Origin of the sequence: Streptomyces sp. NPDC059649, assembly GCF_042734445.1 — a bacterium.
Lineage (GTDB): Bacteria > Actinomycetota > Actinomycetes > Streptomycetales > Streptomycetaceae > Streptomyces.
Genome location: NZ_JBHWDV010000054.1, coordinates 13,060 through 28,041, shown reverse-complemented (window position 1 = coordinate 28,041; position 14,982 = coordinate 13,060). Strand labels below are relative to the sequence as shown.

Annotated in this window: 13 protein-coding genes; 6 read left to right on the top strand and 7 right to left on the bottom strand. The window is 70.8% G+C overall.

Translation table 11 applies throughout. The features are described 5' to 3' along the window. Positions 1–15: 15 nt before the first annotated feature. From ACFV1J_RS34290 to ACFV1J_RS34275, 4 genes are all read right to left on the bottom strand, one after another. Positions 16–1,230, bottom strand: coding sequence for an acetyl-CoA C-acetyltransferase (locus ACFV1J_RS34290; RefSeq protein WP_385864807.1), 1,215 nt, complete (start codon positions 1,228–1,230; stop codon positions 16–18). 22 nt (positions 1,231–1,252) lie between these two features. After that, a complete protein-coding gene (locus ACFV1J_RS34285) occupies positions 1,253–2,395 on the bottom strand; it encodes an acyl-CoA dehydrogenase family protein (RefSeq protein ID WP_385864839.1) in 1,143 nt (380 codons plus the stop codon). Positions 2,396–2,556: 161 nt separating this feature from the next. Beyond that, the gene (locus ACFV1J_RS34280) at positions 2,557–3,738 is read right to left on the bottom strand and encodes a CaiB/BaiF CoA transferase family protein (protein ID WP_385864805.1); all 1,182 of its coding nucleotides are present in this window, start codon (positions 3,736–3,738) and stop codon (positions 2,557–2,559) included. A 178-nt stretch (positions 3,739–3,916) separates the two neighbouring features. Then, positions 3,917–4,297 (bottom strand): MmcQ/YjbR family DNA-binding protein, encoded by a 381-nt coding sequence (locus ACFV1J_RS34275; protein WP_385864803.1) that lies wholly within the window; start codon positions 4,295–4,297, stop codon positions 3,917–3,919. 163 nt (positions 4,298–4,460) lie between these two features. Between ACFV1J_RS34275 and ACFV1J_RS34270 the strand changes: the two genes are divergently transcribed. After that, positions 4,461–5,201: an MgtC/SapB family protein gene (locus tag ACFV1J_RS34270; RefSeq protein WP_385864801.1), complete on the top strand. Its 741-nt coding sequence runs from the start codon at positions 4,461–4,463 to the stop codon at positions 5,199–5,201. Between the two features lie 79 nt (positions 5,202–5,280). Here ACFV1J_RS34270 and ACFV1J_RS34265 read toward each other — a convergent pair whose 3' ends face one another. Further along, on the bottom strand, positions 5,281–6,798 hold the full coding sequence (locus tag ACFV1J_RS34265) for a sialate:H+ symport family MFS transporter (protein WP_385864837.1): 1,518 nt from the start codon (positions 6,796–6,798) through the stop codon (positions 5,281–5,283). A gap of 277 nt (positions 6,799–7,075) precedes the next feature. Between ACFV1J_RS34265 and ACFV1J_RS34260 the strand changes: the two genes are divergently transcribed. Continuing rightward, entirely contained in the window at positions 7,076–8,266 is a 1,191-nt protein-coding gene (locus ACFV1J_RS34260; RefSeq protein ID WP_385864799.1) for a saccharopine dehydrogenase family protein, read from the top strand. A 34-nt stretch (positions 8,267–8,300) separates the two neighbouring features. Here the strand turns inward: ACFV1J_RS34260 and ACFV1J_RS34255 are convergent, their stop codons facing one another. After that, complete coding sequence (locus ACFV1J_RS34255) at positions 8,301–9,005, bottom strand: endonuclease V (RefSeq protein WP_385864797.1); 705 nt, start codon at positions 9,003–9,005, stop codon at positions 8,301–8,303. 169 nt (positions 9,006–9,174) lie between these two features. Here ACFV1J_RS34255 and ACFV1J_RS34250 point away from each other — a divergent pair, with 169 nt between their 5' ends. Together ACFV1J_RS34250 and ACFV1J_RS34245 are read left to right on the top strand one after the other, a co-directional pair. After that, complete coding sequence (locus ACFV1J_RS34250) at positions 9,175–10,596, top strand: amidase (protein ID WP_385864795.1); 1,422 nt, start codon at positions 9,175–9,177, stop codon at positions 10,594–10,596. A gap of 34 nt (positions 10,597–10,630) precedes the next feature. Beyond that, positions 10,631–10,930, top strand: a complete 300-nt coding sequence (locus ACFV1J_RS34245; RefSeq protein WP_385864793.1) for a YciI family protein — start codon at positions 10,631–10,633, stop codon at positions 10,928–10,930. A 69-nt stretch (positions 10,931–10,999) separates the two neighbouring features. Here the strand turns inward: ACFV1J_RS34245 and ACFV1J_RS34240 are convergent, their stop codons facing one another. After that, positions 11,000–12,466, bottom strand: a complete 1,467-nt coding sequence (locus tag ACFV1J_RS34240) for a sugar porter family MFS transporter (protein WP_385864791.1) — start codon at positions 12,464–12,466, stop codon at positions 11,000–11,002. Between the two features lie 533 nt (positions 12,467–12,999). Between ACFV1J_RS34240 and ACFV1J_RS34235 the strand changes: the two genes are divergently transcribed. Together ACFV1J_RS34235 and ACFV1J_RS34230 are read left to right on the top strand one after the other, a co-directional pair. Beyond that, on the top strand, positions 13,000–13,905 hold the full coding sequence (locus ACFV1J_RS34235) for an SIS domain-containing protein (protein ID WP_385864789.1): 906 nt from the start codon (positions 13,000–13,002) through the stop codon (positions 13,903–13,905). Positions 13,906–14,001: 96 nt separating this feature from the next. Then, positions 14,002–14,883 (top strand): class II fructose-bisphosphate aldolase, encoded by an 882-nt coding sequence (locus ACFV1J_RS34230; protein ID WP_385864787.1) that lies wholly within the window; start codon positions 14,002–14,004, stop codon positions 14,881–14,883. Positions 14,884–14,982 lie beyond the last annotated feature (99 nt).

Here is a 14,982-nt window from a genome sequence, read left to right as displayed (position 1 = left end):
GGGTGGGACGAGGGGTCAGAGGCGTTCGATGACGGTGGCGATGCCCATGCCGCCGCCGACGCAGAGGGTGGCCAGGCCGTAGCGCTTGTCCTGCCGTTCGAGTTCGTCGACGAGGGTGCCGAGGATCATCGCGCCGGTCGCGCCGAGGGGGTGGCCCAGGGCGATGGCGCCGCCGTTGACGTTGACCTTGTCGAGGCTCAGGCCCATGTCCTTGACGAAGCGGAGGACGACGGCGGCGAAGGCTTCGTTGATCTCGACCAGGTCGATGTCGTCGATGGTCAGGCCGGCCTTGGCGAGTGCCTTGCGGCTGGCGGGGGCGGGGCCGGTGAGCATGATCGTCGGTTCGGAGCCGGAGACCGCGGCGGAGAGGATGCGGGCCCGGGGGGTGAGGCCGTAGCGTTCGCCGACCTCCTTGTTGCCGATGGCGACGATCGCGGCGCCGTCCACGATGCCGGAGGAGTTGCCGGCGTGGTGGACGTGGTCGATCTTCTCGACCCAGTGGTACTTCTGCAGGGCGACCGCGTCGAAGCCGCCGGCGTCCCCGATGGTGGCGAAGGACGGCTTGAGTGCGGCGAGGGAGTCGGCGGTGGTGCCGGGGCGCATGTGTTCGTCGTGGTCGAGGACGACGAGGCCGTTGCGGTCGCGCACGGGGACGACGGACCGGTCGAAGCGGCCGTCCTTCCATGCTTCGGCGGCCCGTTCCTGGGACAGGGCGGCGAACTCGTCGACGTCGCGGCGGCTGTAGCCCTCGATGGTGGCGATGAGGTCGGCGCCGATGCCCTGGGGGACGAAGCCGGTGTCGAAGTTGGTCATCGGGTCGGCGAACCAGGCACCGCCGTCGGAGGCCATCGGGACCCGCGACATGGATTCGACGCCGCCCGCGAGGACCAGGTCCTCCCAGCCGGAACGGACCTTGGCGGCGGCCATGTTGACGGCTTCGAGGCCGGAGGCACAGAAGCGGTTCTCCTGGACGCCGGCGACGGTGTCGGGCAGGCCGGCGGCGATCGCGGCGATCCGGGCGATGTCGGAGCCCTGGTCGCCGACGGGGCCGACGACGCCGAGGACGATGTCGTCGATCGCGGCGGGGTCGAGGCCGGGGAAGCGGCGGCGTACTTCGTGGAGCAGGCCGACGACCAGGTCGATCGGCTTGGTGCCGTGCAGCGCGCCGTTGGCCTTGCCGCGGCCGCGGGGGGTGCGGATCGCGTCGTATACGTACGCTTCGGAACTCACTGGTAAGCCTTTCCGGGGAGGGTTAGCCGAGCAGGGAGCGGCCGATGATCTCCTTCATGATCTCGGTCGTCCCGCCGTAGATGGTCTGGATGCGGCCGTCGGTGAAGGCCTTGGCGACGCGGTATTCGGTCATGTAGCCGTAGCCGCCGTGGAGTTGGAGGCAGCGGTCGGCGACGCGTTTCTGGAGTTCGGTGGCCCACCACTTGGCCATGGAGGCGTGTACGGCGTCGAGGGTGCCGTCGGAGTGGTCGGCGATGCAGCGGTCGAGGAAGGTGCGGGTGACGGCGCATTCGGTGGCCATCTCGGCGATTTCGAAGCGGATGTGCTGGAGCTTGGACAGCGGTCGTCCGAATGCCTCGCGTTCCTTGACGTATTGGGTGGTGATCTCCAGGAGGTGCTCGGCGGCGGCGATGCCGGCGACGGCTATGCCCATGCGTTCCTGGGCGAGGTTGGTCATGAGGTGGACGAAGGCGCCGTTGAGCTCGCCGAGGAGGTTTTCCTTGGGGACGCGGACGTCGTGGAAGAACAGTTCGGCGGTGTCCTGGGACTTCTGTCCGATCTTGTCGAGGTTGCGGCCGCGTTCGAAGCCGGCCATGCCGCGTTCGACGACGAGCAGGGAGAGGCCGTGTGCGCCGCCTTCGGGGGTGGTCTTGGCGACGACGATGACGAGGTCGGCGAGGATGCCGTTGGAGATGAACGTCTTGGAGCCGTTCAGCAGCCAGTGGTCGCCCTGGTCCTCGGCGGTGGTGCGGATGCCCTGGAGGTCGGAGCCGGCGCCTGGTTCGGTCATGGCGATGGCGGTGATGATCTCGCCGCTGCAGAAGCCGGGGAGCCAGCGCCGTTTCTGTTCGTCGGTGGCGAGGGAGGTCAGGTAGGGGCCGATGATGTCGTTGTGCAGGCCCAGGGCGAGTCCGGGGGCGCCGGCGCGGGTGAATTCCTCGGCGAGGACGGCGCTGTAGCGGAAGTCGGGGTTGCCTCCGCCGCCGTATTCCTCGGGTACCGCCATGCCCAGCAGGCCCTGTCTGCCGGCCGCGCGCCAGGCGTCCCGGCTGACGATGCCGTCCTGCTCCCACTGGTCGTAGTGGGGTGTCACCTCCTTGGCGAGGAAGGTGCGGACGGTTTCCCGGAAGGCCTCGTGGTCCTCGGTGAAGATCTGGCGCGGCAGGTGCGCGGTCATCTCGGCGGGCCCTCCTCGGAGCCGGTTCTTGGTGGTCTCGGTGAGCTTGGCGGCCCGGGTGGCGTCCGGGGCGCCCGGTTTCTGGGCGACGGCGTCCTCGGTGGCGCGGGGCGGGTCGGCCGGGTACCGGGGTGTGGTGGGGAGTTTCATCAGTGGGCCGCGTCTTTCCGTTCGGTGCGGTCCGGGGTGCCGGCGGGGTCTTCGGTGGGCGGGGGGAGGAGGCTGGGGGCCTGCCAGTCGTGGGCGATGTCCTCGGTGTCCGCGCCGGGCCGGGCGGGTGGTCTGCGGATCGCGCCGGGGGTGTGGGAGAAGCGGGGTGCGGGCGCGGGCTGGGTGATGCCGCCGTGGTCGACGAAGGTGCCGCGGGCGGCGAGATGGGGGTGGTGCGGCGCCTCGCGCAGGGACAGCACGGGCGCGACGCAGGCGTCGGAGTCCTGGAAGACGGTGGTCCATTCGTCTCTGGTGCGGGTCTTGAAGCGGGCCGCGATCGCGGTGCGCAGTGCGTCCCAGGCGGTGGGGTCGTCCCGGGTGGGGGCCTCGTCCTCGATGCCCAGCAGGCGGATGAATTCGCCGTAGAAGCGCTTTTCCAGGGCGCCGACGGCCATGTAGCCGCCGTCGGCGGTCTCGTAGGTGCCGTAGAACGGGGTCCCGCCGTCCAGGAGATTGGCGCCGCGCCGGTCCTGCCAGCCGCCGGCCGCCAACATGCCGTGGATCATCGCGGTCAGATGGGCGGTGCCGTCGACGATCGCGGCGTCCACGACCTGGCCGCGGCCGTCTTCGGTGCGGGCGTGCTGGAGCGCGGCGAGGATGCCGATGACGAGGTAGAGCGAGCCGCCGGCGTAGTCGCCGAGGAGGTTGGCGGGGATGGCGGGCGGGCCGTCGGGCGGGCCGATCATGCCCAGGGCGCCGGTGAGGGCGATGTAGCCGATGTCGTGTCCGGCGGTGTCGGCGAGCGGGCCCTGCTGGCCCCAGCCGGTCATTCGGCCGTAGACGAGCCGGGGGTTGCGGGCCAGGCACTGCTCGGGGCCGACGCCGAGCCGTTCGGCCACGCCCGGGCGGTAGCCCTCCAGCAGTACGTCGGCGCGTTCGGCCAGGTCGAGGACCTGGGCGACGCCCTGGGGGGTTTTCAGGTCCACCAGCACGGAGCGTTTGTTGCGGTTGGTGATGTCGTAGGCCGGGTCGATGGCCAGCCCGGCGCCGCCGGGGCGGTCGACGCGGACGACGTCGGCGCCGAGGTCGGCCAGCAGCATGGCGGCGAACGGCCCGGGGCCGATGCCCGCGAGCTCGACGACCCGTACGCCGTGGAGCGGGCCGTTGTCTGACTCCGTCATCGCGCCCCATGCCCTTCCGCACTGTGACACTTCTGATGTAACACTCGTGATGTTAAGAACGTGTTCCACTTTCCACAAGCCCCCCTGTCGTGTGGCAACCACGCGGAAAGGCCCGTGCCGACGAGGCTCAACTGCCCTCGCCGTCACGGGCCTTCGCGCGCCTGCTGCCGCTGCGCCGCTATCCCCCGTCGAGCTCGGCGATGAGCTTCTTGGGGGCTATGACGCGGTACGACTCCTCCGCCCAGTCGCAGAGCAGCTCGGCCGGCGGCGCCCCCTGCTCGTCGAGCGGGATCCGCACCCAGCCGGCCTTGCCCAGGCCGTAGCCCGCCGGCTGGGCACCGGGTGAGCTCAGGGCGTGGGCATGCGCCTCCGGATCCTTGAGCTTGACCGTGACGCCCGGTGGATGGCTGCCGTCCTCGACGCCGAGGAAGACGAAGACCTTCTTGTTCACCTTGATGACGCTTTCGCCCCACGGAAATTCCTCGACCGCCCCGGGCAACCCGAGCGCGAACGCCCGTACCCGCTCCCGGACCGTCACCGGACCCGCCGCCTTCGTCATGTGCTCCTCCATGTCCGTTCCCCCGTACGGCACCCTCTGCGGCACCGCCCCGGCGCCACGCGCCTCGCGCACGGGCCGACCGACGCATCCCACGCTAACCGCGGGCACTGACAACGGCCCGCGCAGCGCCGGTCGTCCGGCCGACAGAGGGACAATTGCCGCCATGTCCGCTCCGCAACTCGCCGCCGCACTGTTCGACTTCCACGCCGGTCAGGGACTGCGCCAGTTCACCGAGCTGGCCCTGGCGCTGCTGCTGTCCTCGCTGATCGGTCTCGAACGTGAGGCCCGGCAGAAGAGCGCCGGACTGCGCACCCACACGTTGGTCGGTGTGGGCAGCGCGCTGTTCATGGAGGTGTCGATCCACGGCTTCGGGGCACTGCTGGGCACCGACGGCGTGGCGCTCGACCCGTCCCGGGTCGCCGCCCAGGTCGTATCGGGCATCGGCTTCATCGGCGGCGGCCTGATCTTCGTCCGGAAGGATGCCGTCCGCGGGCTGACGACGGCCGCCACCATCTGGCTGACCTGCGCGATCGGCATGGCGTGCGGTGGTGGGCTGCCGTGGCTGGCGATCGGCGCGACCGCGGTGCACTTCCTCGTCGTCCGCGGCTTCTCGAGGATCTCCGATCTGATCGCGCGGGAGCCCTCTCTCACCCGGGTCGATCTGCGCATCGCGTACCGCACGCAACAGGGATTGCTGGGGCGGATGTTGGAGATGTGCACCGGCCGGGGGTTCCGGGTGACCGATGTCCAGGTGGAGACCGGCGTGGACGAGCAGCGGTTCGCGGCCGAGGTCCTGCTCCGTCTGGAGGGCGCCGCCGCGGCCCATCCCCTGGTGGAGGCGCTGTCCGAGCTGGAGGGGGTGCGCGGGGTGACGCTGGGACGGCAGGACGACCGTACGGAGTGAAGAGGCCGGGGCGGGCCGGGACGGGGCGAGCCTGGTTCAGCCCGGCGCCTCCCCGGCGACCGTACGGGGCGATTCCGGTTCAGCCCGGCGCCTCCCCGGCGGCCGTACGCGGCGGCGCGCCACCGGGTACGCCTGGGCCCGATGCGCCCTCCGGTACGAGGTGGTCGTCGGGCGCGTGACGGTCGAGCAGTCTCCCCAGGCGCTGCGGCACATTGCCGCCCACCAGGAGGATGACCAGCAGCGTCAGGCCGAAGGTGAGCACGGCGAGCGCGCGTCCCAGGGGCATGCCTTCGGCCAGATGGGCGCCGAGGACGGGCGCCACCGCGCCGCCCAGGGCGCCGACGTTGTAGACGAAGCCCAGGGAGGCGGCGCGGGTCGAGGTCGGGAAGTGACCGGCGAGGTATTTCGGCAGGATGCCGGAGATGCCCTGGCTGAGCGCGAGCAGCCCGAAGACCAGCACGCCGAGGACGGGCAGGTTGTCGCGGACCGCGAAGACCGGGAAGACGAAGGCGAGCGAGGCCAGCAGGGTGCAGGCGTAGGCGCGCCGGGTGCCGAGCCGGTCGCCGGTGTATCCCGCGAGCCAGCATCCCGCCATGGTGCCGAAGCCCGCGTAGAACATCACGTCGGTGACCTGCCCGGGCGCGTAGCCGAGGTCGGTCTTGAGGTAGGTCGGCAGCAGGGCCTGGACGGGCCAGCTGTAGAGGAAGGCGCAGAACACGGTCGCCATCAGGGAGACGTACAGCAGCCATCCGCGGCGGCCGCCGAGCTGTGCGGCGAAGGCGACCAGGCAGAGCGCCGCGACAGCCGACAGCCAGGGGACGTACCCCGCTCCTACGGGTGTGAAGACGCAGAAGAGGGCGGCCGAGGCGGTCGCGGCCAGGACGGCGTTGAGCCAGCGGCGGTGCCCGGTGAACAACGGCCGGAACGGATGCGGATGTTCCTCTTCGGTTCGGGTGCCGGACGCGCCGATCTCCCGGTGCCAGTCCCCGGCCTCCGGCAGCGCCCTGCGCACCCAGAGGGCGACGAGGACGGGCAGTACTCCGATCCAGAACATCCAGCGCCAGCCCCAGTTGGGGACCACCCACTTGTAGAGCTCGGCCGCGACGACGGTGCCGCCCGCGTAGCCGGAGATCAGGAATCCGGACGCCCGGTTGCGCCACCGGGTGGGCCAGGTTTCCAGCACGTAGGTCGCACTGGCGCTGTACTCCCCGGCCATGCCCAGGCCGATCACGAGACGGGCGGCGAACAGGCTGCTGTAGCCCCAGGCGAAGCCGCACGCGAAGGTGCCGAGCGAGTAGAGCAGGATGCTGGCGATCATGGCCGTCCTGCGGCCGTGGCGGTCGCCGAGCGCGCCGAGGAGCGCACCGCCCAGCCACCGGGTGATGAAGGCAGCGGAGATGAGCGAGGCGGCGGTGGCGGTGCTCAGGTGGAATTCATCGGCGATTTCGGTCAGCACCAGCGTGATCAGGACGAAGTCGAAGCCGTCGAGGAGATAGCCGATCCAGGCGGCGAACATCGCCTTCCACTGCTGGGGTGTGACCTCGTGGTACCAACGTCGTGGCCCCCGGGGGCCGGATCCGGGTGGGCGGTCGTCCAGATGGTCGTCCAAGGGGCGCGTCGTCACGGCAAACCGGCCTCCTCCTGGAGTCGGCAACGACGGGAACGGGGACATGGGACGTCCTACGTCGTGGCTCACGGTGAATGTGGTCCCGGTACTCCGACCTGTCAAGGGTTGACGCCCCGCCCCACCGCCTCATGGCGCTCCCGGCCGCTCCGGCCCCAACGGGACCGCGTCAGGCCCGCGTTGACGGGACGACGGCGACTGCCTAGGGTCCGAACACCAGCTCAGCAGGGCGGTCGAGAGGACGCGGAGCATGCAACGGCAGGACACCGAGGGACGGGCCCACGACCTCGTCCTCTACGGGGCGACCGGCTTCGTCGGCGCCCTCACGGCCGCCTATCTGGCCGAGCACGCGCCCGAGGACTGCCGATGGGCGCTGGCCGGCCGCAACCTCTCCAAACTGGAGCGGCTGCGGGACCGGCTGACGGAGATCAACCCGGCCTGCGGCGATCTGCCGCTGCTGCGGGCCGAGAGCGACGACCGGGACGCCGTGCACGCCCTCGCCGCCGGCACCCGGGTGCTGGCAACCACGGTGGGCCCTTATCTGCTGCACGGTGAGCCGCTGGTCGCCGCGTGCGCCGCGGCCGGCACCGACTACGTCGACCTCACCGGCGAGCCCGAATTCATCGACCGCATGTTCTTGCGGCACGACGCGACGGCCCGTACCTCGGGCGCGCGCCTGATCCACGCCGCCGGCTTCGACTCCGTCCCCCACGACCTCGGCGTCCACTACACCGTGGGTCTGCTCCCCGAGGGCGTGCCGCTGCGCATCGACGGCTTCGTCCGTACGAACGCGACGTTCTCCGGTGGCACGCTGGCCTCCGCGCTGACCGTCGCCTCGCGGCCGGTCGCCATGGCACGGGCGGCCCGCGAGCGGCAGCGGGCCGAGCCGCGGCCGGCCGGGCGGCGGATCCGGGCCCCGTTCGGCCCGCCCCTCAGGAGCGCGGAGACCGGTACGTGGGGCGTGCCGCTGCCGACCCTCGACCCGCAGGTCATCGCCCGCTCGGCCGCCGCCCTGGACCGCTACGGCCCGGATTTCCGCTACCGCCACTACGCCGGCGTCCGGCGGCTGCCGATCGCCGTGGGCGGGGCCCTGGGGGCCGGGGCGCTGTGCGCGGCCGCCCAGGTTCCGCCTGCCCGGCGCTGGTTGTCGGGCCGTCTGGAGCCGGGCCAGGGGCCGAGCCCGGAGCGGCGCGCCCGGAGTTGGTTCACGGTGCGGTTCGTCGCCTCCGGGGGCGGCAAACGCCTGATCACCGAGGTTGCGGGCGGTGACCCCGGCTACGACGAGACGGCGAAGATGCTGGCCGAGTCGGCGCTCAGCCTGGCCTTCGACGATCTGCCGCGGACCGCGGGCCAGGTGACGCCCGCGGTGGCCATGGGGGATGCGCTGACGGCGCGGCTCCAGAAGGCGGGCATCACTTTCCGGGTGGTCCGGGAGGGATAGCCGAACCGCCGCTCCATCAACAGGAGTTCCGGCCTCACATACCGGCCAGGGCTCGGCGGCACAGCGCGTCGGCGGCCCGGGTGGTCTCCGGAATCCGGTAGTCCGGCGCCAGGTACAGCGTGTGGGCGCAGGCCCGGTCGAGGCTGACGCGGTGCCCCACCGAGACGAAGACCGGTTTGACGCCCGTCCGGGTCCGCAGCGCTCGTCCTACCTCCTCGTCGCCGTCCAGGAGCGGAGAGGTGGCGCCTCGCTCCGGGCCGGGAGGGTCGTAACGGAAGGTGAAGGGGTTCTTGGCGACCCCGATGGTGGGCAGGCCGGTGAGCACCCCCAGGTGGCTGGCGAGCCCGAAGCGCCGCGGGTGCGCCACCCCGTAGCCGTCACAGATCACCAGGTCGGGAGTGCGGGCCAGACGGTCGAGGGCCGCGAGCACGGTGGGGATCTCCCGGAAGGCCAGCAGCCCCGGCACGTACGGGAAGGAGACCTGGCCGACGGCGGTGGCCTCGTCGACGACGGCGCGGGTACGGGCGTCCAGCGCCACGGCGGCCGCGGCGACGACATCGCGCGCGTCGTCGTAGGCGACGTCCACGCCCACGACCGTGCCCTCGAAGCCCGGCTCCGGGCCGGGTTCGTCGAGCCGTACGTGGGGCCGCAGCCGGTCCTGGACCGCGCGGGCCTGGTCCGCGTCGGCCGGCCAGCGCCGCAGTTCCTCGTCGCGGGAGATCGTTCCTGGGGTGTCCATGATGACCGTCACGCTACCGAACGGCTGACCGGCCCGTTCGCCGGGCGGAACGGCGACCGGACGGACGGTCAGTGCCCCTCGGTACGGTGAGGAGAGTGGTCCCGGCACCGCATGCCGCCGTCTCCCGTCCGCCCTCGACACCCGTCCCTGACACCAGCAGAGGCCCGCCATGTCCGACGCACTCCACGAGCTCGACGCCACCGACCTCGCCGCCCGGTTGCGCCGCCGCGAGCTGTCCGCCCGGGAGGTGGTACAGGCTCATCTGGACCGGATCGAACAGGTCAATCCGGTCGTCAACGCGCTCGTCACGCTCGATCCCGAGGGCGCCCTGGCCGCGGCCGCCCGGGCCGACGATCGCCTCGCCCGGGGCGCCGAGGTGCCGCCTCTGCACGGCCTGCCGATCGCCTTCAAGGACACCCACCTCACCCGCGGTATGCGCACCACCTTCGGCTCGCCGCTCTTCGCCGACTATGTCCCCGTCGAGGACGACCTGGTCGTCGACCGTCTCCAGCGGGCCGGCGCGATCCGCCTCGGCAAGACCAACGTCCCCGAGTTCGCCGCCGGTTCGCACACCTTCAACCCGGTCTTCGGGGTCACCCGCAATCCGTACGACACCGGTCGCTCGGCGGGCGGGAGCAGCGGTGGCGCCGCGGCTGCCCTGGCGGCGGGGCTGCAACCCCTCGCCGACGGCAGTGACATGGGCGGCTCGCTGCGCAATCCGGCGTCCTTCTGCAATGTGGTCGGGTTGCGGCCCACCCCGGGGCGGGTGCCTCCGCATCCCGGCGGCGATCTCTGGGACACCCTGGCGGTCCCGGGCCCCATGGGGCGGACCGTCGCCGACACCGCGTTGCTGCTGTCCGCGATGGCCGGCCCGGATCCGCGCTGCCCCTTCAGTCTGGAGACCCCCGGTGCGGCGTTCCGGGTACCGCTCGACCGTGAGCTGCGGGGCCTGCGTGTCGCCTGGGCCCCCGACCTCGGCGGGCACGCACCGGCCGACCCGGACGTCCTCGCCGTACTGGAGCCGCAGTTGGGCGTCCTGGAGGCTCTGGGCTGCCGTGTGGAGACGGCGTGCCCGGACCTGGGCGGGGCCGACGAGGCGTTCCGTACGCTGCGGGCGCACAGCTTCGACCTGGCGCTGGGTGTGCTGCTCGACGCCGACCGGGAGGCCCTCAAGCCCAGCCTCGTATGGAACATCGAGCAGGGCCGCCGGCTCACCGCGGCCGATCTCATCACCGCCACCACGGTCCGCAGCCGGCTGCACCTCGGCACGGTGGACTTCTTCTCCCGGTACGACCTGCTGCTCGCCCCGGTCAGTCAGGTCACGCCGTTCGACGCGGACCTTGAGTACCCGAAGGAGGTCGCCGGCCGTCCCACGGAAACCTATCTGGACTGGATGCGCTCGGCCTATCTGATCTCCCTGCTCGGTGTGCCCGCCCTCTCGGTGCCGGCGGGTTTCACGCCCGGTGGGCTGCCCGTGGGCCTGCAGTTCATCGGGGCGCCGAGGGCCGACCTCGCCGTACTGCAGGCCGGCCATGCCTATGAGACCGCGACCGGCCACGGGCGGCGGCGCCCGGACCTGCCCACCACCTGAGAGCGAGGGAGCCGCCAGTGCATATATTGCAACCATGTTCGTACTGGAACTGACCTATACCGCACCCCTCGAACGCGTCGACGCCGTCCTCGAGGAGCATGTGACCTGGCTGCAGCAGCAGTACGCGGCCGGGCACTTCATCGCCGCAGGGCGCAAGGTTCCGCGTGACGGCGGCGTGATCCTCGCCGCCGGGATGGACCGGGCGACCGTGGAGGAGATCGTGGCCCAGGACCCGTTCACCCTCGCCGGTGTGTGCGAGTACCGGATCACGGAATTCGTGGCGACGACGACCGCCCCGGCCCTGGAGACGTACCGGGAGCAACTGCCCAGCTGAGGCGGTGTACTGGCGAGGCGGGCATCCGGCAGGGCGTGCGGCCGGGAGCCCGCCGGCCGGGCGAGAAGCCTAGGAAGACTTGACGGGCGGCGCCCCGGACGTGCCGAGCGGGGCGGCGCTCACCGGTTCGGGCGCGCCGGCCGCGGGCCACCGGCCGCCGTTGCGCCAGTACTCCTGAATCTCCTCCAGCTGGCGCCCCTTGGTTTCCGGCGCGGTGACGGTCGCGAAGGCCAGCGCGGCGAGGGCGAGCACGCCGAGCGCCGCGAAGGTCCGCGCCGCTCCTGCCCAGGCCATCAGCGAGGGGAAGAACTGGGCGATCAGCAGGTTGGCGACCAGATCCGCGGTGAGCATCACCGAAGCCCCGGTGGACCGCAGCTGCGCGGGGAACGCCTCACTCGCGTAGACCCAGATCAGCGACCCGAAACCGAAGTTGAAGGCCGCGGTGAACAGCAGGATGGCCCCGAAGCCCACCCAGGTCATGGTGCCGTGCAGCTCTCCCGATCCGAAGACCGCGGTGAGCACGCCCAGCATCACGACCATGGTGCCGATGCCGCAGAGCAGTACCACCCGGCGGCCGAGCCGGTCGATGATGAGGATGGCGAGCACGGTGGCGGCCAGTGAGGCGAGCTGGACGAAGGACGGCAGCAGGAAGTTCTGTCCGCTGCCGGTGAAGCCCATCTCCTCGAAGATCTGCGGGCTGTAGTACGTCACCGCGTTGATGCCGGTGATCTGGCAAAAGAATCCCAGCCCGATGACGAAGAGCGCCGCGCGGGCGTAGGGCTTGCGCAGCAGGGAACGCGCCGATCCGCCGCTCTCCTTGGCGAGCGCGGCGCCGACGGCCGCGACCTCCGCGCGGGGGTCTACGTCGGGGTCGGTCATGGCCATCACTTCGACGGCCCGTTCCGTGCGCCCCTTGAGGACGTACCACCGCGGGGTGTCCGGCAGCCGGAACAGCGGAATCAGGACCAGCGCGGCGGGGATCGCGGAGAGCCCGAGCATCCAGCGCCAGTGCCCGCCACCGGACAGGCCCCAGTTGACGAAGTACGTGAGGACGATCCCGGCGACCGTGGCCACCTGATAGGCGGCGACGGAGGCGCCTCGGATACGGGCCGGGGTGGATTCGGCGATGTAGAGCGGCGCGGCGACGATCGAGATTCCGATGGCGACGCCGAGCAGGAAGCGGACGACGTCCAGCACGACGACATTCGGTGCGGCGGCGGAGAGCGCGACGAACACCGCGTACGAGCCGGCGACGATCAGCATCGCCGCCTTCCGCCCCAACGCGTCGGCGAGTTTGCCGCCGATCAGTGCCCCCACGATGGAGCCGAACACCAAAACGCTGTTGACCAGGCCTTTTTCGGTCTCGGTGAGGTGGAAGTCCGTGCTCAGGAACACCAGGGCACCGGAGATGCTGCCGGTGTCGTAGCCGTAGATGACGCCAACGATGGCGCCGGTGAGTGCGAACAGCTTGCCGGTACGGCCGGAGGTCGTGGCGGACGGCGGCGGAGGCGTCGCGGAGAGCTTGGCAGTGGACATGGGCAGTCCTTTGTGCGGCGGGGCGGCCTTGCTGCGGTGAGTGGTGACCGGTGAGTCGTGGCTGGCGAGTGATCAACAACTGACGTCAGTGACTCAGTCTCCGATGAGGCGCAGGTGCTGGTCATGCGCAGATGCAGGCCACGCGCAGGTGCTGGTGACTGAATCACGTGTCGGTGACTGACTAGGTGTCGGCGACTGACCAAGGGTCGGTGGCTGATCATTCGGTGGCTGATCAATGATGACTGATCATGCGAGTATTCGGCGCTCTGCACGCAACTGTCAACACCAAGATTTCAGCTGCCGCTCGCCGAAGCGCAGCAAGGCTCCCGCTCTGATCGCACACCTCACTCCTCCCGCTGCCACTCTTTCGAGGGATGGATCGCTAGCGCAATTGTGCGTACAGTCGATTGCAGCAAGCGAGAAAGTTGCAGTTTCGAGCAGAGCAGCGCAGACGACGGCAGAGTATCCGGCCGGCCCAGAGGGAACCGGCCGCACGGAGCAAGACCGCTTCACACATCACGGGAGGGTGGGCCATGAGCGAGACCTCGTACATGGAGCAGGAACTACACAGTCAGCCGGAGACCTGGCGGCAGGCCGCACGGATGGGAGCGGCCGCCGGCCCGCTGCCGAAGGCGGGGCAACGCGTGGCCGTCATCGGCTGTGGCACGTCATGGTTCATGGCGCAGTCGTACGCGGCGTTGCGCGAGAGCGCCGGCTTGGGAGTGACGGACCCCTTCGCCGCTTCCGAAGCCTTCCTCGGCGGTGACCGCGGCTATGACGCGGTGGTGGCCATCACCCGCTCGGGCACCACGACCGAGGTGCTGCGGGTACTCGACGCGGTCAAGGGACGCATTCCGACGGTGACGATCCTCGGTGACCCCGAGACGCCGGCGGTCGCCCTGTCCGACGAGACGGTCGAGCTTGCGTTCGCCGACGAGAAGTCGGTGGTCCAGACCCGGTTCGCGACCACGGCACTGACGTTGCTGCGCGCACATCTGGGCGAGGACGTCTCCCGGTCCGTGACCGACGCGGAAGAGGCGCTGGCCGCGACGGTCGAGAAGGAGTGGGTGGACGCCGAGCAGTTCTCCTTCCTCGGCACGGGCTGGACCTTCGGGCTGGCCAACGAAGCGGCCCTGAAGATGCGGGAGGCCTCACAGAGCTGGACGGAGTCCTACCCCGCCATGGAGTACCGCCACGGTCCCATCGCGATAGCCGCGCCCGGCCGGGTGACCTGGCTGTTCGGTGAGGCTCCGGAGGGGCTGGAGGCGGATGTGGTGCGGACGGGTGCACGTTTCGTGCGTCATGCGCGCGATCCGCTGACGGATCTCGTCCTGGTCCAGCGAGTCGCGCTGGAGCGTGCACGGGCCCGCGGCCTGGACCCGGACAACCCGCGCAGCCTGACCCGCTCGGTGATGCTCGAGGCCCCGGCCGTCTCCTGACCCGCCGCTCCCCGGCTTCTCCAGCCCTCCCCTGCCCAGTCCGCTCTCTCTTCCATTCCTCTCATTTCGCCTGTCCTGCAAGGGAGTTCACATCCCATGCCCTTGGTCTCCACCTCATCCATCGTCGACGCCGCACGTGAGGCACATGTCGGTGCCGCGGCCTTCAACGTCATCCACTTGGAAACCGCCGAGGCACTCGTCACCGCGGCCGAACGCACCGGCATCCCGCTGATCCTGCAGATCAGCGAGAACTGCGTCCGCTACCACGGCAGCCTGCTCCCCCTGACCCGCGCCACGCTGGCGCTCGCCGAGGGCTCCAGCGCCCGGATCGCGGTTCATCTCGACCACATCACCGATGCCGCACTGGTCCGTGAGGGCATCACCGCAGGGGTCGGTTCCGTCATGGTGGACGCTTCCGCACTCCCCTACGAGGAGAACGTCGCCACCACCGCCGAGCTCACCACCTGGTGCCACGACCGTGGTGCCTATGTCGAGGCGGAGCTCGGCGAGGTGGGCGGCAAGGACGGCGTCCACGCGCCAGGCGTACGCACGGACCCCGACGAGGCCTTGGCCTTCGTCAGCGCCACCGGCGTGGATGCCCTTGCCGTGGCCGTGGGTTCGTCCCATGCGATGCACGAGCGCACAGCAGTGCTGGACAAGGAGCTCATTGCGGCCCTCCGCGCCACGCTGCCGGTGCCTCTGGTCCTGCACGGGTCCTCGGGCGTACCGGACGACGAGTTGCGCCGGGCCATCGCCGCCGGAATGACGAAGATCAACATCTCCACTCATCTGGTCTCCGTCTTCACCCAGTCGATACGCGGGACGCTGGACGCGAACCCGTCGCTGGTCGACTCCCGGAAGTACGTCAAGCCGGCCCGGGAGGCCGTGGCCCAAGAAGCCGCACGACTGCTGGGCGTACTGGCCACTCCGGCGACGGTCCCGGAGCGGTACGCAACCCAGGCAACAGCCCGCAGCTGAGCACCGGCCCGCGACTCAGCGGGGCCCACAGAAGGGAGGCAGGGACCAGGCAGAAAGGAGACAGAAGGGAGGCGGAGGAGGCAGAGGAGAGGGGGCGAG